Annotated in this window: 21 protein-coding genes; 12 read left to right on the top strand and 9 right to left on the bottom strand. The window is 70.3% G+C overall.

Annotation, left to right across the window (positions count from 1 at the left end; all coding sequences use genetic code 11):
- Nucleotides 1–28 precede the first annotated feature (28 nt).
- Together ACTOWY_RS28590 and ACTOWY_RS28585 are read right to left on the bottom strand one after the other, a co-directional pair.
- Nucleotides 29–1,744 carry a glycoside hydrolase family 3 C-terminal domain-containing protein gene (locus tag ACTOWY_RS28590; RefSeq protein WP_441312702.1) on the bottom strand — a complete coding sequence of 572 codons (1,716 nt, stop codon included), beginning with the start codon at nucleotides 1,742–1,744 and terminating at the stop codon, nucleotides 29–31.
- 66 nt (nucleotides 1,745–1,810) lie between these two features.
- Nucleotides 1,811–3,616, bottom strand: coding sequence for an alpha-L-fucosidase (locus ACTOWY_RS28585; protein ID WP_441312701.1), 1,806 nt, complete (start codon nucleotides 3,614–3,616; stop codon nucleotides 1,811–1,813).
- Nucleotides 3,617–3,768: 152 nt separating this feature from the next.
- Between ACTOWY_RS28585 and ACTOWY_RS28580 the strand changes: the two genes are divergently transcribed.
- Nucleotides 3,769–5,193: a S8 family peptidase gene (locus ACTOWY_RS28580; protein ID WP_441312700.1), complete on the top strand. Its 1,425-nt coding sequence runs from the start codon at nucleotides 3,769–3,771 to the stop codon at nucleotides 5,191–5,193.
- On the opposite strand, the gene ACTOWY_RS28575 is transcribed toward ACTOWY_RS28580, so the two are convergent.
- Nucleotides 5,183–5,566 carry a MerR family DNA-binding transcriptional regulator gene (locus tag ACTOWY_RS28575; RefSeq protein WP_247758605.1) on the bottom strand — a complete coding sequence of 128 codons (384 nt, stop codon included), beginning with the start codon at nucleotides 5,564–5,566 and terminating at the stop codon, nucleotides 5,183–5,185. The genes ACTOWY_RS28580 and ACTOWY_RS28575 overlap by 11 nt on opposite strands.
- Nucleotides 5,567–5,658: 92 nt before the next feature.
- Here ACTOWY_RS28575 and ACTOWY_RS28570 point away from each other — a divergent pair, with 92 nt between their 5' ends.
- The 3 genes from ACTOWY_RS28570 to ACTOWY_RS28560 all read left to right on the top strand — a co-directional run bounded on the left by ACTOWY_RS28570 (nucleotide 5,659) and on the right by ACTOWY_RS28560 (nucleotide 8,348).
- The gene (locus ACTOWY_RS28570) at nucleotides 5,659–6,849 is read left to right on the top strand and encodes an MFS transporter (protein ID WP_441312699.1); all 1,191 of its coding nucleotides are present in this window, start codon (nucleotides 5,659–5,661) and stop codon (nucleotides 6,847–6,849) included.
- Nucleotides 6,850–6,921: 72 nt separating this feature from the next.
- Nucleotides 6,922–7,485, top strand: a complete 564-nt coding sequence (locus ACTOWY_RS28565; RefSeq protein WP_441312698.1) for a DJ-1/PfpI family protein — start codon at nucleotides 6,922–6,924, stop codon at nucleotides 7,483–7,485.
- Between the two features lie 59 nt (nucleotides 7,486–7,544).
- A complete protein-coding gene (locus ACTOWY_RS28560; protein WP_441312697.1) occupies nucleotides 7,545–8,348 on the top strand; it encodes an IclR family transcriptional regulator in 804 nt (267 codons plus the stop codon).
- Here ACTOWY_RS28560 and ACTOWY_RS28555 read toward each other — a convergent pair.
- A complete protein-coding gene (locus ACTOWY_RS28555) occupies nucleotides 8,310–9,521 on the bottom strand; it encodes a YihY/virulence factor BrkB family protein (RefSeq protein ID WP_441312696.1) in 1,212 nt (403 codons plus the stop codon). The two genes, ACTOWY_RS28560 and ACTOWY_RS28555, sit on opposite strands and share 39 nt — an antisense overlap.
- Nucleotides 9,522–9,739: 218 nt before the next feature.
- On the opposite strand from ACTOWY_RS28555, the gene ACTOWY_RS28550 reads away from it, so the two are divergent.
- From ACTOWY_RS28550 to ACTOWY_RS28530, 5 genes are all read left to right on the top strand, one after another.
- The gene (locus tag ACTOWY_RS28550) at nucleotides 9,740–11,464 is read left to right on the top strand and encodes a DEAD/DEAH box helicase (protein ID WP_441312695.1); all 1,725 of its coding nucleotides are present in this window, start codon (nucleotides 9,740–9,742) and stop codon (nucleotides 11,462–11,464) included.
- Nucleotides 11,465–12,023: 559 nt separating this feature from the next.
- A complete protein-coding gene (locus ACTOWY_RS28545; RefSeq protein ID WP_441312694.1) occupies nucleotides 12,024–13,151 on the top strand; it encodes a sugar ABC transporter substrate-binding protein in 1,128 nt (375 codons plus the stop codon).
- Between the two features lie 124 nt (nucleotides 13,152–13,275).
- Entirely contained in the window at nucleotides 13,276–14,046 is a 771-nt protein-coding gene (locus tag ACTOWY_RS28540) for an ATP-binding cassette domain-containing protein (protein WP_441312693.1), read from the top strand.
- Nucleotides 14,047–14,107: 61 nt separating this feature from the next.
- A complete protein-coding gene (locus tag ACTOWY_RS28535; protein WP_441312692.1) occupies nucleotides 14,108–15,544 on the top strand; it encodes a sugar ABC transporter permease in 1,437 nt (478 codons plus the stop codon).
- A 72-nt stretch (nucleotides 15,545–15,616) separates the two neighbouring features.
- The gene (locus ACTOWY_RS28530) at nucleotides 15,617–16,792 is read left to right on the top strand and encodes an ROK family protein (protein ID WP_441312691.1); all 1,176 of its coding nucleotides are present in this window, start codon (nucleotides 15,617–15,619) and stop codon (nucleotides 16,790–16,792) included.
- 207 nt (nucleotides 16,793–16,999) lie between these two features.
- Here the strand turns inward: ACTOWY_RS28530 and ACTOWY_RS28525 are convergent, their stop codons facing one another.
- Complete coding sequence (locus ACTOWY_RS28525) at nucleotides 17,000–17,179, bottom strand: DUF7455 domain-containing protein (RefSeq protein ID WP_246492521.1); 180 nt, start codon at nucleotides 17,177–17,179, stop codon at nucleotides 17,000–17,002.
- Nucleotides 17,180–17,652: 473 nt separating this feature from the next.
- Nucleotides 17,653–18,324: a hypothetical protein gene (locus ACTOWY_RS28520; RefSeq protein WP_441312690.1), complete on the bottom strand. Its 672-nt coding sequence runs from the start codon at nucleotides 18,322–18,324 to the stop codon at nucleotides 17,653–17,655.
- Nucleotides 18,325–18,506: 182 nt separating this feature from the next.
- On the opposite strand from ACTOWY_RS28520, the gene ACTOWY_RS28515 reads away from it, so the two are divergent.
- The gene (locus ACTOWY_RS28515; RefSeq protein ID WP_185002789.1) at nucleotides 18,507–18,704 is read left to right on the top strand and encodes a hypothetical protein; all 198 of its coding nucleotides are present in this window, start codon (nucleotides 18,507–18,509) and stop codon (nucleotides 18,702–18,704) included.
- Between the two features lie 85 nt (nucleotides 18,705–18,789).
- Here the strand turns inward: ACTOWY_RS28515 and ACTOWY_RS28510 are convergent, their stop codons facing one another.
- Together ACTOWY_RS28510 and ppgK are read right to left on the bottom strand one after the other, a co-directional pair.
- Entirely contained in the window at nucleotides 18,790–20,130 is a 1,341-nt protein-coding gene (locus tag ACTOWY_RS28510; RefSeq protein ID WP_441312689.1) for an RNA polymerase sigma factor, read from the bottom strand.
- Nucleotides 20,131–20,258: 128 nt separating this feature from the next.
- Nucleotides 20,259–21,017 carry a polyphosphate--glucose phosphotransferase gene (ppgK, locus tag ACTOWY_RS28505; RefSeq protein ID WP_441312688.1) on the bottom strand — a complete coding sequence of 253 codons (759 nt, stop codon included), beginning with the start codon at nucleotides 21,015–21,017 and terminating at the stop codon, nucleotides 20,259–20,261.
- Between the two features lie 54 nt (nucleotides 21,018–21,071).
- Here ppgK and ACTOWY_RS28500 point away from each other — a divergent pair, with 54 nt between their 5' ends.
- A complete protein-coding gene (locus ACTOWY_RS28500; RefSeq protein ID WP_441312687.1) occupies nucleotides 21,072–21,935 on the top strand; it encodes an inositol monophosphatase family protein in 864 nt (287 codons plus the stop codon).
- A 95-nt stretch (nucleotides 21,936–22,030) separates the two neighbouring features.
- Here the strand turns inward: ACTOWY_RS28500 and cei are convergent, their stop codons facing one another.
- Nucleotides 22,031–22,693: an envelope integrity protein Cei gene (gene cei / locus ACTOWY_RS28495; protein WP_308302096.1), complete on the bottom strand. Its 663-nt coding sequence runs from the start codon at nucleotides 22,691–22,693 to the stop codon at nucleotides 22,031–22,033.
- A gap of 373 nt (nucleotides 22,694–23,066) precedes the next feature.
- Here cei and ACTOWY_RS28490 point away from each other — a divergent pair, with 373 nt between their 5' ends.
- A complete protein-coding gene (locus tag ACTOWY_RS28490) occupies nucleotides 23,067–23,366 on the top strand; it encodes a DUF4193 domain-containing protein (protein ID WP_185002796.1) in 300 nt (99 codons plus the stop codon).
- Nucleotides 23,367–23,401 lie beyond the last annotated feature (35 nt).

Raw genomic sequence — 23,401 nt, 5'->3', positions numbered from 1 at the left:
CCGGGCGCCCCCACCCCGCATCCGGCCGTCAGTTCCCTGGCAGCCGCACCGAGGTGTGCAGGCGCAGGTCCCGGGAACTCGCGCCCACCATGATCTTGTGCTCGCCGGGCGCCACCCGCCAGCGGTGCCTGCCGGTGTCCCAGTAGCTGAACGAGCGGGCGTCCAGGGTCAGCTCGACCCGCTTGGCCTGCCCCGCCTCCAGTGCCGCCTTGGCGAAGCCCTGCAGCTGGGACGGCGGTTCCGGCGCGCTCGCCGTACCCGGATCGCCGACGTAGAGCTGCACGGTCTCCACCCCGGCCCGGCTGCCGGTGTTGCGGACCTCCACGCTCACCCGCACCTTGTCCCCGTCCCGCCGGGCGGTCAGGCCGCGGTAGTCGAAGCTGGTGTAGGACAGGCCGAAACCGAAGGGGAACAACGGCTGCACACCCTTGGCGTCGTAGTGCCGGTAGCCGACGAAGATCCCCTCCGAGTACCGGACATCCACGCCGATCCCCGGATACCGCTCGGGCGTGCTGGCTGGGACGTCGCCCTCGGCCCGTGGGAAGGTGATCGGCAGCCTGCCCTCCGGGTTGACCGCGCCGAAGAGCACATCGGCCACCGCGTTGCCGTCCTCCTGCCCCGGATACCAGGCCTGCAGCACCGCGGGCGCCTGGGCCAGCCAGGGCATCAGCACCGGGCCGCCGGACTTGACCACCACCACGGTGCGCGGGTTGGCCGCGGCCACCGCCTTGACCAGCGCGTCCTGCTGACCTTCCAGGGACAGGTTCGGTTTGTCCCTGCCCTCGGTCTGGTTGTCCCCGACCATCACCACCGCCACCTGGGCGGCGCCGGCCGCGGCGGTCGCGGCGGCCAGGTCGGCTCCGTCGTGCAGGGTGACCTTGGCGTCGGCGGACAGCTTGGCGCGCAACCCGTCCAGGGGCGGCACCGTGTAGAGCGGTTTGACCTTGGAGCTGCCGCCACCGCCGGTCTTGGCCTCGGTGGCGAACGGCCCGATCAGCGCCACCGAGCGCAACTCGTTGGCGGACAACGGAAGCAGCCCACCTTCGTTGCGCAGTAGCACCATGCCGCGGGCGGACAGGTCGCGGGCGATCGCGCCGTGCTCGCGCGCCGGGATCGGCGTGACGGTGGCCGGTCGGTCGAACAGCCCGGCCCGGATCATGGTGGTGTAGCGGCGGATCAGCTTGTCGTCGAGGGTCGCGGTGGCCACCTGACCGGCCTGCACCGCCTTCTTCAGCTCCGCGCCGAAGAACTTGCCGGTGGGCATCTCCACGTCCAGCCCGGCGTTGGCGGTGGGCACGGTGGAGTGCACCGCGCCGAAGTCGGAGGTGACGAAGCCCTGGAAACCCCACTCCTGCTTGAGGATCTTGGTCAGGAACAGGTGGTTCTCACAGCTGAAGGTGCCATTGATCCTGGGGAAGGCGCACATCACCGAGTCGACCCCGGCCTCCTTGACCGAGGCCTCGAACGCGGGCAGGTAGATCTCCCGCAGGGTGCGCTCGTCGATGATGTCGTTGACCTTGAACCGGTTCTGCTCCTGGTTGTTGCCCAGGTAGTGCTTGACGTTGCCCATGGGCGCCTCCATCAGGTTCCGGCCGATGTGCCTGGTCTCCTTGCCGAGCAGGTCGCCGTAGCGGTGCGCGGCCGCGGTGTCCCAGGTGGCCGCCAGGGAGATCGGCGCGGGCAGCGCGGTGGCCGAGGGCTGCACCACGTCACCGGGTCCGACCCCGGCCGGTCCGTTGGTCACCAGCAGCGGCGGGCAGGGTGGCGGTCGCGGACAGGGTGAGCGCCAGGGCCAGTCGAAGCGTTCGCATCACTGCGCTCCCGAGGTCGAGTGGTACAGCTGCGTGCGCGGCACGATCTGTTGCGGCTGGTTCGGGCTGGACCACAGCAACTTGGCGAAGGCCTCGCCGGTCTGCTCCCGGTACTCGATCCGGATGGCGTGTCGCTGCCCGGCCGTCAGCGCGAGGCTGGTCTTGTCCACCCTGGTCTCGTGCGGGCTGTTCGCCTCGATCACCAGTTTCCCGTCCACCCAGACCCGGATCGCCTCATCGGAGACCGTGCGCAGGGTGTAGGTCTCGGAGAACCGCGGCTGCAGGAAACCCTGCCACCGCACCGAGAACCGGTCCCCGGCGAACCGCCAGGCGAAGTTGACCTCCGGGTCGATCCGGCGCAACTCTGGCGGGCCGGCGAGGTCGGGATTGCCGAAGTACTCCGCACTCAGCCCGGTGCCATTCCCTGGTGGCGCAGGCGATTGCGGGCGGATGCGCAACTCGATCACGGTGGCCGAATCGTTGGTGAACTTGCCGCTGGGCGTGAGGTCGTAGCCGTCGCCGGACGGGGTCACCCGGACCGGTTGCGGACTGCCCAGCACCCGGGCGCCGAGCACGGTGAACGGCGCGATCGCCTTGAGGTGCAAGGACTTCCCTGGCTGCGGCCACTGGTAGACCGCGGCGTGCAGGGTGTCGCCGGTGCGGCTCACCGCGCCCCAGTCCGGATCGGCCACCACGCCCGGTTCACCCGCGCCCAGCACGGCCGCGCCCTGACCCGCGGTGCGCAGCCAGTTCCCCATGGCGCGCAACCGGTCCGCGGCGATCGTCGGCACCACGCCGTGGCGATCCGGGCCGACGTTGAGCAGGTAGTTGCCGCCGCGACCGGCGATGTCGGTCAGGTTGCGGACGAGCTGGGTGTGGTTCTTCCAGTTGGTGTCCCAGCGGGCGAAGCCCCACTTCGAGGCGATGGTCATGCAGGACTCCCACAGCTGGGCGTCCACCGTGCCGGTCGGGAAGGTCTGTTCCGGGGTGCCGAAATCACCGTCGACCACCCGCCGCTCCTTGACCCCGGCCGGGCGGTAGCTGATCCGGTTGTTGATCAGCAGGTTCGGCGACTTCGCCCGCAGGTAGCCCTCCAGCTCGGCGCCGTCGCGGCGGGTCCAGTGCAGGGTCGGGCTGTCCGCGGCCCAGTCGCCGTCGAACCACAGCACCGCCGGGTCGTAGCGGTCGACCAGCTCGGTCAGCTGGGCCCGCATCCGCGCCTTGTACTTCTCGTAGCTGGCGAGCTGGGCGGCGTCCGGGTCGTGCCAGTCCCAGATCGAGTAGTACAGCCCGAACTTGATGCCCTGCCGGTCCGCCTCGGCCTTGAGTTCGGCCAGGATGTCCCGGTTCTTGTCGAACGCGGAGTGCTCACGCAGGTTCCACTTGTTCACCGCGGTGGGCCACATCGCGTAGCCGTCGTGGTGCTTGCTGGTGATCACGATGTACCGCTGGCCAGCGGCCTTGGCCAGGCCGACGATTTCCTTGGCGTTGAACCGGGACGGGTTGAACGCCTTGGCCTGGCGCTCGTACTCGGTCACCGGCACCTTGCACTTGCGCATGATCCACTCGGCGTCCTGGCACAGCGAGCCGTCCGGCCTGCGGTACTCGCCCTCCAGCTGCGAGTACGCGCCGAAGTGGATGAACATGCCGAATCGGGCGTCCCGCCACCACTGGGTGCGGGCGGCGGTGAACGGGTCGTCGGCGGCTGCCCCCGGCGGTGGGGCGGGCGGTGCGGCTGAGGTGATCGGGCTCGTGCTCAGCAGCGCCGCCAGGATCACGGCGCACAGTGCGGCCATCCGGCGCATCGCTCCTCCTTGAGCTTGGCTGACCTCGACGCTAGGAGCGGCATACATCGGACGTCAATCGGCCTTCGGTGGGGAACCTGCCGATGAAAGCGTTCATCATCCAGTCATAGATCGGATCTATTTCCGGCGGCTGCTGGCCCTATGCTCAGCCCGTGCGACTGGGTGGATGGACACGGCGGATCGGGGTCACCGCGGGCGTGCTCGCGGTGCTGGGCAGCGTTCTCGCGTCACCGGAGGTCTCGGCGGCGGAGGCGGAACCAGGGCAGCCGGTGCTGCCGCACGTGGTGGTCGGCAAGGCGGGCCCGCTGGGCGCCTGGCAGGCCGAGCGCGCGGTGCGGCAGGCAGGCGGCACCGTGGTCGCGGCCTACCCGCGGATCGGCGTGGTGGTGGCCTACTCGGCCAGGGACGACTTCGCCGCTACCGTGCGCAAGGCCCGCGGCGTGACCGAGGTCGGCGCCACCCGCACCACCAAGCTGCCGCTCGACTACTTCAAGCCGCGCCGCGACCTGCGCTACACCGGCCCGGGTTCACCCACCAGCGCCCAGGTCCCGCCGGAGGGCACCGCCTGGGACGTGCCCGCGCTCGGCCTGGACGAGGCGCACCGGGAGACCACCGGCAGCAGGCAGGTCGTGGTCGGCGTGCTGGACACCGGCGTGGACGACACCCACCCCGACCTGCGGCACGCGGTGGACACCCGGAAGTCGGTCTCCTGCGTCTCCGGCTGGGCCGACCGCAGCCCCGGCGGCTGGCGGCCCACCCTGGACGGCCACGGCACGCACGTGGCGGGCACCATCGCCGCCGCCCGCAACGGATCCGGCGTCGTCGGCGTCGCGCCGGGGGTGCGGCTGGCCGCGGTGAAACTGGCGGAGCGGGACGACACCGAGACCGCGGAGAGCATGATCTGCGGCTTCATGTGGGCCGCCGAGCACAACTTCCGCATCACCAACAACAGCTACCGGGCCACCCCCTGGCGCTACCACTGCCCCGGCCAGGCCGACCAGTCCGCGATCCGCACCGCGGTGGGCCGCGCGGTCGCGCACGCCCAGTCCCGCGGCGTGCTGGTGGTCGCCTCCGGCGGCAACGGCGCGCTCGACCTGCACAACCGCACGGTCGACACGGAAAGCCCGGCCGACGGCACCCCGGCCCGCCGGGAGATCAGCAACGACTGCATCCGGCTGCCGCACGAGCTGCCCGGCGTGCTCGGCGCTGGCGCGGTGGACGAGAAGCTGGTCAAGGCCCGCTTCTCCAACCACGGCATCGGCCCGATCGGCCTGGCCGCCCCCGGTGTGCGGGTCTGGTCCACGGTCCCCAACGGCGAGTACGCGGCCTACAGCGGCACCTCGATGGCCGCCCCGCACGTCAGCGGGGTGGCCGCGCTGCTGGCCTCCCGGCACCCGTTCTGGCGCGGCGACCGGCTGGCCGCCGAACTCCAGGAACGGGCGATGTCCTTGCCCTGCCCCGAGTTCTACGACCCCAACGGCGACGGCAAACCCGATGCCACCTGTGTCCCTGGCGAGGACCGCAACAGCTTCTACGGCACCGGCCTGACCCACGCCGGGGCGGCGCTCACCCGCTGACGCAGTCGAACCGCTCGCGCAGGTCGGCCATGAACTGAACCAGCTGATCCCGGCTGGTCACCAGGTCGTCGATGCGCGCGTTGATAGTGCTGAGCTGGGTGTCCAGCATCTTCATCAGCGGCGGGCAGTCCTCGGCCGTGACCGGGTACTCGGGCTGCTCGCCGTGCAGGGCCTGCAACACCGGCGCGACCAGGTGCGAGGGCAGCGCCGAGGAGATCATGCAGCGGATCTTGCCGACCCGGTCCACATCGGCCTCGGCGTAGACCCGGTAGCCGGACTCGGTCCGGTCCGGGCGCAACAGCCCCTGCTCCTCGTAGTATCGGAGCATCCGGATGCTCACCCCGGTGCGCTGGCTCAGTTCGCCGATCCGCATCTGACCTCCGGTTATTCCCATCGCGACGGAAGAGAGCGATGGGTCACCCGCAGGTTGACCCTCACACTCATGTCAGACTTTAGCGTCTTCCCGTGATCGCTTTCGTCCTGATGTTGTGCGCGTTTGCTGTGGGGACCTCCGAGTTCGTCGTTGTCGGCGTGCTGCCGGAGGTCGCGTCCGACCTGGGCGTCCCCCTGTCCGTGGCCGGATTGCTGGTCACGGGCTATGCCATCGCCGTCGCTGTCGGTGGCCCCGTGCTGACCGTGTGCACCCGCCGCCTGCCCCGGCGGCCCTTGCTGATCGCGGTGATGGCCCTCGGTGTCGCGGGCAGCCTGCTCTCCTCCCTCGCCGAGAACTACACCGTGCTGATGGGCGCCCGGATGGTGGCCGCGCTGGCCCAGGGCCTGTTCTTCGCGGTCGCCTCCCAGGTGGCCACCGCCTCGGTGCCGCCGGAACGCCAGACCGCGGCCATCGCCAAGGTGGTCAACGGCGTCGCACTGTCCACTGTGGCCGGTGTGCCGGTGGGCACGCTGGTCGGCCAGGCCTATGGCTGGCGGGCTTCCTTCGTGCTGGTGACCGCGCTGGCCTTCATCGGCATGCTCGGCGTGATCCTGGCCTGCCCCAAGGTGGAACACGCGCCGGACGCCGGTTTCCGGGCCAGCATGCACGTCTTCGGCCGCCGTTCCATCCTGCTCGGCCTGACCACCACCGTGCTGGCCTTCACCGGCATGATCACCACCTTCACCTACGTCACCCCGGCGCTGCGCGAGATCACCGGGTTCTCGCCCGGCTGGGCCACGGTGGTGCTGCTGGTCTACGGCCTGGGCACGGTGGTGGGCAGCAACATCGCCGGCCGGGTCCGGCCCGAGCTGATCCCCAGGGTGCTGCCGTTCACCATCGGCGCGCTCAGCCTGGTGCTGCTGGTGCAGGGATTGGCCATGCACACCAAGGCGACCAGCGTGCTCGCGCTGTTCCTGCTCGGCGCCTCGGCCTTCGCCACCGGTCCGCTGCTGCACACCTGGCTGATGCGGCAGGCCGAACCGGCGGGCGGGCTGGTGGCCTCGGTGAACATCTCCGCGTTCAACGTGGCCGCCGCGTTCGGTCCGGTGCTCGGCGGCGCGGTGATCACCGGCGGGTTCGGGCTCGACCTGGTCGGCCCGGTGGCCGCGCTGCCCGCGCTGGCCGGACTCGGGGTCGCCTTCCTGGTGCGTGGCTGGGCCCGGCGGCAGGACCAGGCCGGGCAGCCGGACGGGGCGGCCCGCCCGGTCCCGGTGGCTGCCTGATTTGTCCTGATTCTCGCTGGGCGGAAACTCCCGCGTTGACCGTCGGCGTCGCCGGTGCCCACGATCAGGACCATGCCCAAGGTCCTGATCGTCACCGGCGACGCCGCCGAATCGCTGGAGGTCCTCTACCCCTACCAGCGGCTGCGCGAGGAGGGCTACGACGTGGACATCGCGGCGCCCTCGGCCAAGCGGCTGCAGTTCGTGGTGCACGATTTCGTGGACGGGCACGACACCTACACGGAGAAGCCCGGCTACACCTGGCCCGCCGACCTGGCCTTCCGCGAGGTGGATCCGGCCGGGTACGTGGCGCTGGTCATCCCGGGCGGGCGGGCGCCGGAGTACCTGCGCAACGACGAGCACGTGCGACGGATCGTGACCCACTTCTTCGAGGCGGGCAAACCGGTCGCGCACCTGTGCCACGGCGCGCTCGTGCCTGCCGCCGTGGGGCTGCTGAAGGACCGGCGGACCGCGGCCTACCCGGAATGCGCGCCGGACGTGCTGGCCGGTGGCGGGGAGTTCGTCGACGACGAGGTGGTCGTGGACGGTCCGATGATCACCGCCCGCGCCTGGCCGGACCACCCGGCCTGGATGCGTGAGTTCGTGGCTGTTTTACGGGCCAGGGCGCCCATCGCGTAACCAGGTAATGCCCGGAAGGTCCTTGTGCCAGGCCGGGTCGGACGGCAACCCTGTCGGGCATGCCTGACCCCGGACCACCGCCACTGCCTGCGCCCGCCGGGCTGCTCGGCTCGGTGCGCCGCGCCCTGCAGGTGCTGGAGGCGGTGGCCGACTTCGGCGACGGCGTCACCGCCAAGGCGGTCGCCCGGCGGCTCGGACTCAACCTGTCCACCACCTACCACCTGCTGAACACGTTGGTGTACGAGGGATATCTGGTCCGGCTCAACCAGCAGCGGGGTTACGGCCTCGGCTACAAACTGACCACTTTGGACAGAGCGCTGCGCAGCCAGCTGGAGGTCTGCCCCGAGGTCTCCGGGCTGCTGCGCGAGGTGCACGAGCTGGCCGGGGTGCCCGCCTACTACACCGTGCTGCGGGACAACGACATCGTGGTGGCCGAGATCGCCGACTCGGTGGCGGCGCCCCGGGTCGAACCCCTGGACGTCGGCTTCCACGAGGCGGCGCAGGGCACCGCCTTCGGCAAGGTGCTGCTGGCCGCGATGAGCCCGCAGCGGCGCCGGGAGTACTTCGCCGGGGCGGGCATGCGGCGGGCCACCGAACGCACGCTGACCTCGCTGCCGGAGCTGGAGGAGCAGCTGCTCGCGGTCCGGCACACCGGGGTGGCCGCCGAGATCGAGGAGTTCCGCCAGGAGCTGGCCTGCGTGGCCGCGCCGGTGCGGGACTGCGCCGGGCGGATCAGCGGGGCGCTGGCCTTCTCGGTGCCGCTGGCCGAGTTCGGCCTCAGACGTGCCGAGCTGACCGAACAGGCCAGGGCGGGCGCGGCCCGGTTAGGGCACCTGCTCGCCCTGCGGGCCACCCTGGGCTGACCCGCCGCGCGGCACCCGCACGGTCGGATTGGTGTCCGCGGGCGAGCTGACCGGCGGCAGTTCCACGGTCGGTCCCAGCGGCGACACGCCCGGACCCGGCGGCGGACCGGGTGGTTCCGGCGCAGGCCGGACCGGCCCGTCCTGATCCGGCTCGTTCTCCTGCGCGACCTGCCGCCACGCCTCCTGCTCGGCCTGACTGCGCAGCTTCTCCGCGGTGCGCACCATCTCCAGCCGCCGCCAGCGCCGCCGCTCCCGGCGGGTCATGCTGGCAGGCCACAGCTCCTGGATGGCCGCGTTGAAGTGCGCGCCGAGCACGATCGCGATCCCGATCACGAAGGCGAACAGCAGGAAGGCGATCGGGGTGGCCAGCGCGCCGTAGGTGAACCCGGTGCTGGTCACCCAGGAGATGTAGAGCCGCAGCCCGTAGCTGGAGATCAGGAAGAACACCATGGCCAGCGCCGCGCCCGGCAGCCCGCGGTGCCAGGGCAGTTTGCGCGGCAGCGCGACCTTGTACAGCGTGGCCAGCGCGAGCACCAGCAGCAGGCCGGTGCCCGGGTAGTAGAACCGGTTCACCCACAGGCTGACCGTGGGTTTCCAGCTCTCCGGGAACACCTCCGGCAGCAGTTCAGGGCCCAGGGCCAGCACCGGCAGCCCGATGATCAGCAGCACCAGCGTGACCAGGTAGAGCAGCAGGGACAGGATCCGCTGCCAGACCAGGTTGCGGGCGCCGTACTGGCCGTGCGCCACGGTGATCGCGTCCACGAAGGAGGCGGTGGCCGAGGAACCCGCCCACAGCGAGATCAGGAAGCCGACCGAGACGATCTCGCCCTGGCCCTTGGTCAGGATGTTGCTGACGGTGTCGCCGATCACCCCGTCCACCACGTTCGCGGTGAACACCTTCCCGGACAGCTCGATGATCCGGCTCTGCACGATGCCGATCACGTCCGGGCCGATCCAGTCCGCGATGAAGCCCAGCGAGCCCAGCAGCCCGAGCAGCAGCGGCGGCAGGGACAGCGTCTGCCAGAACGCGGCCTCGGCGGCCTCACTGAAGATGGAGTCGTCCCAGGCCTTTTGCAGGGTGCGCGCCAACAGCCGCAGCGGCCCGCGTCGAGCACGCTTCGGCTTCGCGGCGCTCGTACCGCGTTCGTCCGGGTCTTCCTGCGGCGAAGTCATCGCACCGCCAAGCATGCTGCATGGCCCGCCGTGGTGATGCGGAACCCCGCAAAACGGGTGTGTCGTCACCCTCATCGGTTACCCGCCGGCCGGGTCGTGGAGCGGAGCACCCCCGTCGGCGGGGTAGGCTCGCAGGGCCCTCGGGGACCACTGTCGCGGAGGGCTTTCGCATGTGACCCAATGGGTGTGGATCTTCGAGCGGCGAGGGGAGCGCGAGAGTGACCGAGGCCCTGGAAGCCCCACCGAAGGTCGCCACTAGACCCCTGCGCGCCTGGCAGCGCCGCGCGCTGACCAAGTACCTGGCGGCGAAACCGCAGGACTTCCTGGCCGTGGCGACCCCCGGCGCTGGCAAGACCACCTTCGGGCTGCGGGTGGCGCTGGAGCTGCTGGCCGACCGCACGGTCGAGTCGGTCACCATCGTCACGCCGACCGAGCACCTCAAGCACCAGTGGGCGCAGGCGGCCAGCGAGGTCGGCATCGCCATCGACCCGAACTTCCGCAACACCACCGGCGTCACCTCGCGGGACTACCGCGGCGTCGCGGTCACCTACGCCCAGATCGCCGCGCACCCCACGCTGCACCGGGTGCGCACGGAGAACCGCAAGACGCTGGTCATCCTGGACGAGATCCACCACGGCGGGGACGCCAAGAGCTGGGGCGACGCCGTCCGGGAGGCGTTCACCCCCGCCGTGCGGCGGCTGTCGCTGACCGGGACGCCCTTCCGCAGCGACGACTCGCAGATCCCGTTCATCACCTACGAGCACGGCGGCGACGGGTTCCAGCGCAGCCGGGCCGACCACTCCTACGGCTACGCCGACGCGCTGCGGGACGGCGTGGTCCGGCCGGTGATCTTCCTGGCCTACTCGGGCGAGGCGAGCTGGCGGAACAACGCCGGCGAGGAGTTCAGCGCCCGCCTGGGCGAGCCGCTGACCCAGGAGCAGACCGCGCGGGCCTGGCGCACCGCGCTGGACCCGGCGGGCGAGTGGATGCCCGCGGTGCTCAAGGCCGCCGACCGCCGACTCACCCAGAAGCGGGGCGAGGTGCCCGACGCGGGCGGCCTGGTCATCGCCACCGACCACGTCACCGCCAAGGCCTACGCGAACATCCTGCACCAGGTCACCGGCACCGAGCCGACCATCGTGCTCTCCGACGACCCCAAGGCGTCGGGCCGGATCAGCCAGTTCGCCCAGAGCGAGGACCGCTGGCTGGTCGCGGTGCGGATGGTCTCCGAGGGCGTGGACGTGCCCAGGCTGGCCGTGGGCGTCTACGCCACCAGCGCCTCCACCCCGCTGTTCTTCGCCCAGGCCATCGGCCGCTTCGTGCGGGCCAGGCGGGCGGGGGAGACCGCGAGCGTGTTCCTGCCCAGCGTGCCGGTGCTGCTGGGCCTGGCCAGCGAGCTGGAGGCACAGCGCGACCACGTGCTGGGCAAGCCGCACCGGGAGAAGGACGGCTGGGACGACGAACTGCTCCAGCAGGCCAACCAGCAGCAGGACGAGCTGGGCGAGGACGAGAAGGCCTTCACCGCGCTGAGCGCCTCGGCCGAACTGGACCAGGTGATCTACGACGGTTCCTCCTTCGGCACCGCCGCGATGGCGGGCACCGAGGAGGAGCAGGAGTACCTGGGCCTGCCCGGCCTCCTAGAGCCCGACCAGGTCCGCACCCTGCTCCGCCAGCGCCAGGAACAACAACTGGCCAACGCCACCAAGCGCAAGAACGCCCAGCCGGCAGCCGTACCCCCACCCCCGCGCGCGGTGTCGGTCTCCGAACGCATCCACAGCCTGCGCAAAGAACTGAACACCCTGGTCGCGATGATCCACCACCGCACCGGCAAACCCCACGGCGTGATCCACAACGAACTCCGCCGCCAATGCGGCGGCCCGCCAACCCCGATGGCCAGCATCGAGGAACTAGAAGAACGAATAGTCACCCTCCGAACCTGGTGAGGCCACCCCTCGCCGCGCGTGTTGGCCGTTGTCGTACGCCACGTTGGCCGTTGTCGTACGGGGTGTTGGCCGTTGTCGTACGGCACGCTGGCGAATCGGCGACGTGATCCGCACCCCCGCACCACTTGGCCCAACTGGTACGCCCACTTGGGCCAACTCGACGTACCAGTTGGCCCAACTCGCCGGATAACAGCGGCGAGCAGTCCCGGTGGCGACCGGTCTCGCGCGTCCACAACCGCCAAACCGGTGTCCCATACCGGCCAACACGCCGTCCCACAACGGCCAACACTCCGTCCGTAACGGCCAACACGCCGTGCTGGCGCGGTCCGGGGGTGTGACGCGATTGGGCGTAAGCGCTGCTACCTCTGCGAACGCGCTCTCACGACGGTTACGGGCCGGTTATCAGGCCGTGCCACCATCGTGTCTCTTCTGTCCTTCTGTATGGATTCAGAAGGCTTCCGAATCGCCTATCCGAGGCATACGTTGTGACCCACAACATTTCCGGGTCGTGACGCTCGTCGCGGAGTGTCACGACCACGGCAGTAGGAGGAACGGGCGGATGCGGAGCAAGACGCTTGGCCTGATCGCCGTCGGCTCGGGGCTGGCCCTGGCCCTGTCGGCGTGCGGAGCGAACAGCACGGGTGGTGGCGGTAGCACCACCGGCGCGAGTGGGTCCGAAGGCAGCGGACCCAAGGTCGGTGTGATCCTCCCCGACACCAAGACCTCGGCCCGGTGGGAGGGCTTCGACAAGCCCCTGCTGGAGAAGGCGCTCAAGGAGGCGGGAGTCACCCCGCTGATCCAGAACGCGGAGAACGATCCCGGCAAGTTCTCCACCATCGCCGACTCGTTCATCACCCAGGGCGTCAAGGTCCTGATGATCGCGCGCCTGAGCAACGAGGGTGGCGCGGCGGTGCAGAAGAAGGCCAAGGCCGCAGGCATCCCGACCATCGACTACGACCGCCTGACCCTGGGCGGTTCGGCGGACTACTACGTCTCCTTCGACAACACCAAGGTCGGCGAGCTGCAGGGGCAGGGGCTGGTGGACTGCCTCAAAGGCAAGGCCACCCCGAACATCGTGCAGATCAACGGCGGTCCCGAGGACTACAACGCCACCCTGTTCAAGAACGGCGCGGACAAGATCCTCAAGCCGCTCTACTCCTCGGGCCAGGCCAAGCTCGGCGGCGACCAGTGGGTGCAGAAGTGGGACAACCAGCTCGGCAACACGATCTTCGAGCAGGAGCTGACCCGCAACAACGGCAAGGTTGACGGCGTGCTCGCTGCCAACGACGGCCTCGCCTCCGCGGTGATCACCGTGCTGAAGAAGAACGGCCTCAACGGCAAGGTCCCGGTCACCGGCCAGGACGCCGACCCGGCCGCGCTGGCCAACATCCTGCGTGGCGACCAGTGCATGACCGTGTTCAAGCCGATCGCCGAGGAGGCCGGCAACGCGGCCAAGATCGCGATCGCGCTGGCCAAGAACGACAAGGCCTCGGCCGACGCGCTGGCCACCGGCATCGAGAAGGACCCGGAGGGCAAGCGCGACGTGAAGTCGGTGCTGCTGTCCGCGCAGACCATCACCAAGGCCAACGTCAAGGTCGTGGTGGACTCGGGCTTCGTCAAGGCCACCGAGTTCTGCAAGGACGACCTGGTCGCGAAGTGCAAGGAAGCCGGTATCACCGTCGGCTGATCGACGGATGAGACTCAGCCGGGCAGATCCGGCTGGTTGATCGCCACGGCAGGGCGGCGCCCCCCGACCCGCCCTGCCGTTGGCTCATGCCTGAGCACTTTCTTCTCAACCTGGAGTTCCAGCAGTGAGCAACATTCTCGAACTGCGTGGCGTGAACAAGAGCTTCGGTCCGGTGCACGTGCTGCACGACGTGGACCTGGCGGTCAAGGCCGGTGAGGTCACCGCGCTGGTCGGTGACAACGGCGCGGGCAAGTCCACGCTGGTCAAGTGCATCGCCGGGATCCACCCGATCGAGTCGGGCGAGATCCTGTTCAACGGGGAGCCGGTGCACATCGGCAGCCCGCGGGACGCGGCCGCGCTGGGCATCGAGGTCGTGTACCAGGACCTCGCGCTCTGCGACAACCTCGACATCGTGGACAACATGTTCCTCGGCCGGGAGAAGACCAACGGGCTCACCCTGGACGACGCGGCCATGGAGCAGGCGGCCCGCCAGGTGCTCGCCGACCTGTCCGTGCGCACGGTGAAGTCGGTGCGCACCCCGGTGGCCTCGCTCTCCGGTGGGCAGCGGCAGACCGTGGCCATCGCCAAGTCGGTGCTGTGGGACAGCAAGGTGGTGCTGCTCGACGAGCCGACCGCCGCGCTGGGCGTGGCCCAGACCCGCCAGGTCCTGGACCTGGTGCGCAGGCTCGCCGACAACGGTCTCGGCGTGGTGCTGATCAGCCACAACATGAACGACGTGTTCGAGGTCTCCGACACCGTGGCCGCGCTCTACCTGGGCCGCCTGGCCGCCCAGGTGCCGACCAAGAGCCTGACCCACGGCCAGGCGGTCGAGCTGATCACCGCTGGCCGCACCGGCGACATCGGTATCGCCAAGCCGGAAGCCGCCACGATCTGACGATCGAGGCCCAGCCCGCCTGAAGACCTTCCCGCGCACTTTTTCACCCAAGGAACTCCAGATGACCGAGACCCAAGCCGACACCGGGGCCGCCAAGCCCGATGGCGGCTCGACCGCCGTCGCCGACTTCGGCATCGACAACACGCAGCGCAGCTTCGGCCAGTCCGTTGGCGACTACGGCGCCCGGCTGCGCGGCGGTCAGCTCGGCGTGCTGCCCGCACTGGGCGGACTCGCCGTGCTCTTCGTTTTCTTCGCCAGCCAGTCCAGTGACTTCCTCACCCTGGGCAACCTGTCCAACCTGCTCGCCCAGGGCGCCGGCACCGTGGTCATCGGCATGGGCCTGGTGTTCGTGCTGCTGCTCGGCGAGATCGACCTGTCCGCGGGCACCGCCTCCGGGGTCACCGCGGCGATCTTCGCGCTGCACCTGTCCACCGGCGGCAACCTGCTCGGCAAGATGGGCCTCGCGGTCTTCATCATCACCATCCTCGGCCTGCTGCTGGCCGCGGTGATGGCCGTGCTGACCAGGCTCTGGGTGGCCGCCATCCCGGCCGTGCTGGCCGCCGGGATCATGATCGTCGGCGTGCCCGCGAACCCGTGGGTGGAGATCCTGCTCGCGATCTGCTTCGGCACCGCGATCGGCTGCCTCACCGGCTTCCTGGTCGCCAGGGTGGGCATCCCGTCCTTCGTGGTGACCCTGGCCCTCTTCCTCGCCTGGCAGGGCGTGGTGCTGCAGTACATCGGCGAGGGCGGCACCCTCGGCGTCGGCGACGGCGTGCTGTTCGAGGTGGCCAACGGCAACCTGTCCACCGGGCTGAGCTGGCTGCTGCTGGTGCTGGCCGTCGGCGGCTACGCGGTGGCCGTGCTGACCAGGCACTTCGGCAGGCTGAAGAAGAAGCTGGTGGCCCCGCCGACCTCGCTGGTGCTGGTCAAGGTCGGCGCGGTGGTGGTGCTCGGCGCGATCGGCACCTACCTGCTCACGCTCAACCGCAGCCTGAACGAGGCGATCACCATCTCCGGCGTGCCCTACGTGGTGCCGATCGTGCTGTTCCTGCTGGTCATCGGCACCTTTGTGCTCGACCGCACCCGCTACGGCCGGCACGTCTACGCCGTGGGCGGCAACGCCGAGGCGGCCCGCCGGGCCGGTATCGACGTGCGCAAGATCCGGATGTCGGTGTTCGTGATCGCCTCCACCGTCGCCGCGATCGGTGCGATCATCTACTCCTCGAAGGTCGGCTCCGTCGACCCGCAGGCCGGTGGCGGCAACACCTTGCTGTTCGCCGTCGGCGCGGCGGTCATCGGCGGCACCTCGCTCTTCGGCGGCAAGGGCCGGGTCCGGGACGCGGTCGTCGGCGGCGCGGTGATCGCGACCATCGAGAACGGTCTGCGACTGCTCGGCGAGCCCGCCGCGGTGGTCTCCATCGTCACCGGGCTGGTGCTGTTGCTGGCGGCCAGCGTGGACGCGCTGTCCCGGCGGCGCGCGCCTGCCGGGGTGCGCTGAGCTGACGCGAGTCGGACCGGGTTCGGCGGGGGCCGAGGACGTCCCCCGCGTGCGTCGAGCAGGGGAGTGACGTTGAGCAGCGCGCCCACCGCGGGCACCAGACCGGACGAGGTCCGCAGGCACAACCGGGCCGCGCTGCTCCGACGGCTGCATGTGGACGGCCCGAGCACGCGAGCCGAACTGGCCACCGAACTCGGGCTGAACCGCAGCACGATCAAGGCACTGGTGGACGAGCTGACCGCGCTCGGCCTGGTCACCGAACAGGTCCCCACGCACCGCCAGGGCGCCGGACGGCCCTCGCTGCTGGTGCTGCCCCAGGCGCGGGCGGTGCCGGTGCTGGCGGTGGACGTGGGCGTCGAGCAGGTGACCGTGGCCGCGGTCGGCATCGGCGGCGTGGTGCTCGGCGGCAGGCACTGGGCCCAGGCCAGGGGCGGAGCCGATCCGGAGACGGTGCTGGCCAAGGTGGCCGCCGCCTGCCGGGAACTGGCCACCGAACTGGGCAGGCCGCCGGTGCGCATCGGCGTGTCCGTGCCCGGCGTGGTGCGACGCGCCGACGGCCTGGTGCACGAGGCGCCCAACCTGCACTGGACCGGGGTGCCCTTCGGCCGGATGCTCTCCACCGAACTACGGCTCCCCGTCCAGGTCGGCAACGACGCCGATCTGGGTGGGCTGGCCGAGCACATCCGCGGGGCGGCCAGGGACGCCGCGGACATCGTCTTCCTCTCCGCGGAGGTCGGCGTCGGCGGCGGGGTGATCGTCGGCGGCGCGCCGTTGCGCGGCACCGGCGGCTACGTCGGCGAGCTGGGGCACATGGTGGTCAACCCGCAGGGCCGGTCCTGTTACTGCGGCTGCCGGGGCTGCTGGGAGACCGAGATCGGCGAGGACGCGCTGTGCCGCGCGCTCAACCTCACCGGGGGCGCCGCACGATCGGAGATCGCGGCTGAACTGGCCTCGCTGGCGCTGCGGCCCGAGGACGCCAGGCACCGGCTCGAGGGGTTCGCCGGGTGGCTCGCCCTTGGTCTGACCAACGTGGTCAACGTGGTCGCGCCCGAACTGGTGGTGCTGGGAGGACTGCTGGCCGTGCTGCCGCCCGTGGTGGTGACCGAGGTGGCCGAGACGGTGTCCCGGCGCAGTCTGGTCGGGCGGGCCGCGGGCCGGCTACGGATGGTGACGTCCACGCTGGGCGCGGACGCCGCGCTGGTGGGCGCGGCCGAACTGGCGTTCGAGCAGGTGTTCGCCAACGGCTGAATCAGCGGCCCGCGCTGATCCGGTGCCAGTCCCGCGCACCGCCGTCCGTCAACACCTGCTCGTGCAATGGCAACCCTGCTGTCGGCCGCCGTTGGCCCGTTGCGTGTTCGCTGAGAGCTGAAAAAGATCCGGGATGTGTCACGGGCGGAGATCCCGGTCAAAGGATCTCCGCCCGTGGGGCTCGTCGGATCAGGGACTGTGCGCCGATCACCCTTCCTGGATGTTCGCCGCAAGCTCCTTCAGCTTGGTCTCGTGTTCCCTGGCGTGGTGACCGCAGAACAGGAGCTCGCCCCCGGACTGCAGAACGGCACGAACTCGAGCAGCGGCCCCGCAACGGTCGCAACGGTCGGCAGCGGTCAGCTCGGGGCGGGTGAGTGTTCCAGGCATGTGAATCTCCCTCCGTCCCGGCACCGGCTCATCCGGTGCCCGTTGTTGCCAGCGAGACTCCGAGGCGGTGTGGCTGCTGCCGCGGTGTCGCGCTGGTTCCACTCTATGCAGACGTCCGGCGGTTCGTTAGTGTTCCCGACCTCGTGGCGATGCCGGTCACGTCCGAACTACCCGGTTGTCGCAGGGTTGAACACTACGAGTGTGCATGGGCGGTTGTGAAGATCGCCCACCGACATCCAGATGCCTTATCAAGTTGCCGCCGTTCGTCCTCAATAACCGTGACATGGCGGCAACTCGTGCCCAGGCTAGGGCTGACCTTGTGAAACTGTGGTGGAGTCACCGTTGCTGTGGGTAACCGGGCTGGTCAGCGCTGCGGCAACCAGTGGGCTCCGGTTGGCCTGATGCGGTTCGAAGTCCAGTACGTGTCTGTTTTGTTGTACTGCGCCGGAGTATGGGTTCCCGAATTCTGGGAATCAGACCGCGACCGGCTGGCGGGCGATCCCGTTCGGCACCGGCATCATGGCCATCCGCATCGAGGGCTGCTCGGCCAGCGGCTGGAAGAACGCGTGCAGATCGTTCTGGGTGCGGATGGTCGAGTTGTGCGGCCACAGCGCCGAGTTGAGCCGGATGTCCACGCCGGCGGCGCCCACGGTGAAGCCGAGGCCGCGCAGGTGGGTCAGCCAGGCGTCGTTGCCCATCCGGCACTGCCCGAACACCCACTGGAACCCGGCCTCGCGGTAGTGCTTGGCCATCCCGCTCAGCAACCGGCCGACCAGGCCGTGCTGGACCGTCTGCGGCAGCACCGCGACCCCGTTGACCGCGATCAGCGAGCGCACCAGCAGCCGGTTGGCCTCCGCGGGCAGCCCGAGCCCGCCGATCAGCGTGCGCGGCACCCCGGCCGCGGCCATCCCGACCAGCTTCTCCTCGTGCCGCCGGTCGGCCGCCACCAGCACCAGCCCGTGCGAGCCGTCGGTGCCGTCCGCGCGGTCGGCGTCCACCGAGGCCCGCAGCGCCTTCCCGGTGGCCGGATCCGACACCAGAAGCTGCTCGACCTGGCGGCCCTCACCGGGACGCGCGGGCCGGAGCCACACCGAACTACCGAGGGGGCGGTCACTCCGCCGAGTCTGCGTCTTCCGTTTCGTCACGCGGAGTACGGTAGCGCTCACCGGTCGTGCACCTCCGAGTGGGGGTACGGGTACCGCCGTTCGCCCCGGTCACTCCCTAGGGGACGAAATCCGGGGCGTCTCAGGTGCCACCCGTCCCCACGCGTCCCCGCCGCTGGGCAGCCTGGAGGGTGAGTCCCCGAGCCCCGCCCGAGGAGCGCCCCGTGTCCTGCCGCGACTGCCGCACCTGCACCGACCCCGGCTTCGTCTGGCTGGTGAAGCGGCTGTTCATCGCCGCCGTCTACCTGGCCACCCTCGGCCTGCTGTACCTGCTCAAGCACTTCCTGCGCCGGCACTGCCCGCAGTGCGGCCACATCCTGGCCAACCACCGCCGCCGCGCCGACGGCTCGTTCAAGGACTGAGCACCCGGGAACTGAGACCGGCACGGCAGAGGCCGCCGAACCCTGGAGGGAGGGGTCGGCGGCCTCGTGGTGTCCGTGCCGGAACTCAGTCGAGGTAGTCGCGCAGCACCTGCGAGCGCGACGGGTGCCGCAGCTTGGACATCGTCTTGGACTCGATCTGGCGGATCCGTTCCCTGGTCACGCCGTAGACCTGGCCGATCTCGTCCAGGGTGCGCGGCTGGCCGTCGGTGAGCCCGAACCGCAGCCGGACCACGCCGGCCTCGCGCTCGGACAGCGTGGCCAGCACGGACTGGAGCTGGTCCTGCAGCAGGGTGAAGGAGACCGCGTCGACCGCGATCACGGCCTCGGAGTCCTCGATGAAGTCGCCCAGGTGCGAGTCGCCCTCGTCGCCGATGGTTTGATCCAGCGAGATCGGCTCTCGCGCGTACTGCTGGATCTCCAGGACCTTCTCGGGCGTGATGTCCATTTCCTTGGCGAGTTCCTCGGGAGTGGGTTCGCGGCCCAGGTCCTGGAGGAGTTCGCGCTGTATGCGGCCGAGCTTGTTGATGACCTCGACCATGTGCACCGGGATGCGGATGGTGCGGGCCTGGTCGGCCATGGCCCTGGTGATGGCCTGCCGGATCCACCAGGTCGCGTAGGTGGAGAACTTGTAGCCCTTGGTGTAGTCGAACTTCTCGACTGCCCGGATCAGGCCCAGGTTGCCCTCCTGGATCAGGTCCAGGAAGGCCATGCCGCGGCCGGTGTAGCGCTTGGCCAGGCTGACCACCAGGCGGAGGTTGGCCTCCAGCAGGTGGTTCTTGGCGCGTTCGCCGTCCCGGATGATCCAGCGCAGGTCGCGGCGCATCTGGGTGGAGAGCTGGGTGCCCTCCTCCTCGATCTGGCGGTAGCGCTCGGCGGCGTAGAGACCGGCCTCGATCCGCTTGGCCAGGGCCACCTCCTCCTCGGCGTTGAGGAGGGCGACCTTGCCGATCTGCTTGAGGTAGGCGCGGACCGAGTCGGCCGAGGCGGTGAGTTCAGCGTCCTTGCGGGCCTGCCGCAGCGCCTCGGACTCCTCCTCGTCCCAGACGAAGCTGCCGGTCTTCTGCGGCTCCTCCTCGGCGGGCTCCGGCTCGTCGGCGACGACAAGATCGGCCTCGAGTTCGAGGTCCTCCTCGATGTCCTCCAGGACCGGCTCGTCGCCGTCGGTCGGCTTGGCCGCGGCCTTGCCTGCCGGACCGGCCTTCTTCGCCGGGGCCTTGGCGGCCGGGGTCTTGCCCGTGGCGGCCTTGGTGGTCCGGGCGGCGGGCTTCTTGGCGGCAGGCTTGGCCGCCGTCTTGGCCGGGGCCTTGCGGGCCGGGGTCGCCTGCTCGTCGGCCTCCAGCGCGGGGGAAGGCCGGGTAGCGGTGTCTGCGGTGGCCACGTACGCCCTTTCGCGGGGATCGTTCACTGGCAGGCCAAGGGCGCGAACCTAGGCCGCCGGAGTGTTCGGGGGAGCGCCCCCGGCGCAGAGTGCCGCGGGCGTCCACCATTGTAACGACGGGCCTGGCCCGTCCGTTGCGGGCCGGGAAAGGGAAATCAGCCGCGCAGCCCGGCCGCGGCACTGGCCGCGCCGACGATGCCCGCGTCGTTCTTCAACGTCGCCGCCACCACCTCGGTGCGCACCTCCAGCAGCGGCAGCCACTTGTGCGCCTTCTTGCTGACCCCGCCGCCGGCGATCACCAGGTCCGGCCACACCAGGTCCTCCAGCACCCGCAGGTACCGGGTGACCCTGGGCGCCCATTCCTCCCAGGACAGGTCCAGGTCCTCCTTGACCGAGGCCGCGGCCTGCTTCTCCGCGTCGTGCCCGTCCACCTCAAGATGGCCGAACTCGGTGTTGGGGACCAGCTTGCCGTCCAGGAACACCGCGCTGCCGATACCGGTGCCGAAGGTCAGCAGGACCACCGTGCCGTCCTTGCCAAGGCCCGCGCCGAAGCGCATCTCGGCCAGGCCGGCCGCGTCGGCGTCGTTGAGCACGACGACCTCGGAGGTGGCCCGGCCCAGCTTGCCCGCGAACAGGGCGGCCGCGTCCGTGCCGATCCAGCCGGGGTCGACGTTGGCGGCGCTGTGCGCGACGCCCCGCTTGACCACGCAGGGCAGGGTGACGCCGACCGGCCCCTCCCAGCCGAACTTCCCGACGATCTCCGCGACGACCTCGGCCACCGCCTCGGGCGTGGACGGTTGCGGAGTGGGGATGCGTAGCCGCTCGCCTTCGAGCACGCCGGTCTCAAGGTCCACGACACAGCCCTTGATGCCGGAGCCGCCGATATCGACTCCGAACCCGCGGGTAGCGCTCATCCCCGTGGTCCTTCCTGTTCGATTCAGAAACGTGGTGCGCAGACCATAACGGTCATGTGGTCGTATGGTCCCGTGGGTCTGGCTGATGAGGTACCGACGTTGGTGGATCCGGCCCGGTTGCGCACCGTCGCGATCGAGGTGGCGAGCGCGGCAGGCGAACTGGTCGCGGCCATGAGAGGTGGTCAGCGGCGGTTTTCCGGCGCGGTGGACACCAAGAGCACGGCGACGGACGTGGTCACCGCGGCCGATCGCGCGGCCGAGGACCTGATTCGGTCCCGGCTGGCGGAACTGCGTCCCGCCGACGGCGTGCTCGGCGAGGAAGCAGGCGATGACGCCGCGGGCGCCCGGGTGCGCTGGGTGGTCGACCCGATTGACGGCACCGTGAACTACCTCTACGGCCTGCCGCAGTACGCGGTCTCGGTGGCCGCCGAGGTGGACGGGATCGCGGTGGCCGCCTGCGTGGTCGAGCCCGCGGCGGGCCGGGTGTGGAGCGCGGCGCGTGGTCAGGGGGCCACCCTGGACGGCGAGCCGCTGCGGGCCTCGGCCACCGTCGAACTGCCGCTGGCGCTGGTCGCGACCGGGTTCGCGTACCAGGTCGAGCGGCGCGGCAGGCAGGCCGACCTGGCCGCGCGGCTGGCCAGGGGCGTGCGCGATCTGCGGCGCAGCGGCTCGGCCGCGATCGACCTGTGCTCGGTGGCGGCGGGCTGGGTGGACGCCTACTTCGAGCACGGGCTCGGGCACTGGGACTGGGCGGGCGGCGGCCTGATCGCCGAGGAGGCGGGCGCGGTGCTGCGCCGCCCGAACACCGACGGCGCCGACCCGGACGGCCTGGGCGCCGACCTCACCCTCGCCGTGACCCCCGGCGTGGCGGCAGAACTGACAGAACTACTCCGCCGCTCCGGCGCCGCCGAGATCTGAGAATGCCGAGTTGGCCCAACCGGGACGCCCGGTTGGGCCAACTTGGTGTACCACTTGGGCCAACTCGGTGTACGAGTTCGGCCAACACTCGGTGATCAGCAGTGCACGTTGCGTGCGCTGGCGAGCTGTTCGGCGTCGAGTTGCGGGGGCGGCGGAGCGGCCTGCTGGCCGCCCTTCTCGGGCTGCTGCTCGGCCCATTCCTTGAGCTTGTCCAGCAGCTGCCGGGTGCTCGGGGCCGGCTTGATCCCGTCGAACTTCTTGCCCAGCACCACATCGACGGTGGAGTCCTGGCGCTCGTCCCTGACCAGCTGCACACACGGGGCCAGCAGGCTCATCGTGCGCGCCGCGCCTGCCCCGTTCGGGCCGTAGCGGAGCTGGCCGTGGCAGCTGAGCTTGTCCGCGTAGACCGGGTCGTCGCCCGGCTCGCCTGCCTTGTTGAAGCCGAAACCGATCAGCTCCTCGTTGACCAACTTGGCCTGTCCGCGCAGGCCACCGCCGTTGAGCACGCGGATCTTCACATCGCTGGCAGGCCACGGGTCGGTCTTGTCCAGGGCGTCCCTGGCCTGGCCCTGGCCGTTGTAGGGGGTCTTGCCCGCCTCCACCGCGGGGGGACCGTCACAGCGGACCGCGGCCTCCACATCGTCGACGTTGCGGAAGACCTTGCTCCACACGAACGTCGCTATCACACCCAGCAAGGCCAGGATGATCAGCGCCGGTAGCGGGCGTCGCCTCCGATAACGTCCGAGGCCCTGCCTCACGCTCCCCGCTGCCACGTCCTCCGCCCTCCCCGGCGTTGTCCGCCATCGCCTGAACCCACGTCGACGATCAGCCTAGGCGGTAACGGCTCGGCATGCGTGACCAGTTTCGTCTTCCTTGTCGGCCGATGGGGTGCTACTGGCCACATCGGCCGCGCTTATGGGTGACCCAGTGAATGCGACACGCCGCGATGGGCTATCCTCTCGGCGCTCCGGCCCGCCGGTAAGCCGATTTACCTGATCGACTTCTCCGGCGGCACCGCGTTCTCGAAGAGAGACGGCCGTCACTGGGGACGGCGGGCACAAAACGGTGCGCTGGAACGTTAACCAGCGGCACGAACCACCATCTTGAGCAAAACGCAGGGGTGACTACACGATGGCGACCGACTACGACGCACCGCGCCGTGGCGAGACCGACGACCTCGCCGAGGACTCGCTTGAAGAGCTGAAGGCGCGGCGTAACGAGACGCAGTCCGGGGTGGTCGATGTCGACACCGACGCGCCGGACGAGAACTTCGAGCTGCCCGGCGCCGACCTGTCCGGCGAGGAGCTGACCGTCAAGGTGCTCCCGAAGCAGGACGACGAGTTCACCTGCTCCCGCTGCTTCCTGCTGCACCACCGCAGCCGGTTGTCCCGGGAGAAGGCCGGGCAGTACATCTGCCGCGACTGCGACTGAGCGGGCACGGGCACCAGCCTGGGGATGGCTGGTGC

Origin of the sequence: Crossiella sp. CA198, assembly GCF_052078295.1 — a bacterium.
Taxonomy (GTDB): domain Bacteria; phylum Actinomycetota; class Actinomycetes; order Mycobacteriales; family Pseudonocardiaceae; genus Crossiella.
This window is presented reverse-complemented; position numbering and strand designations above follow the sequence as displayed.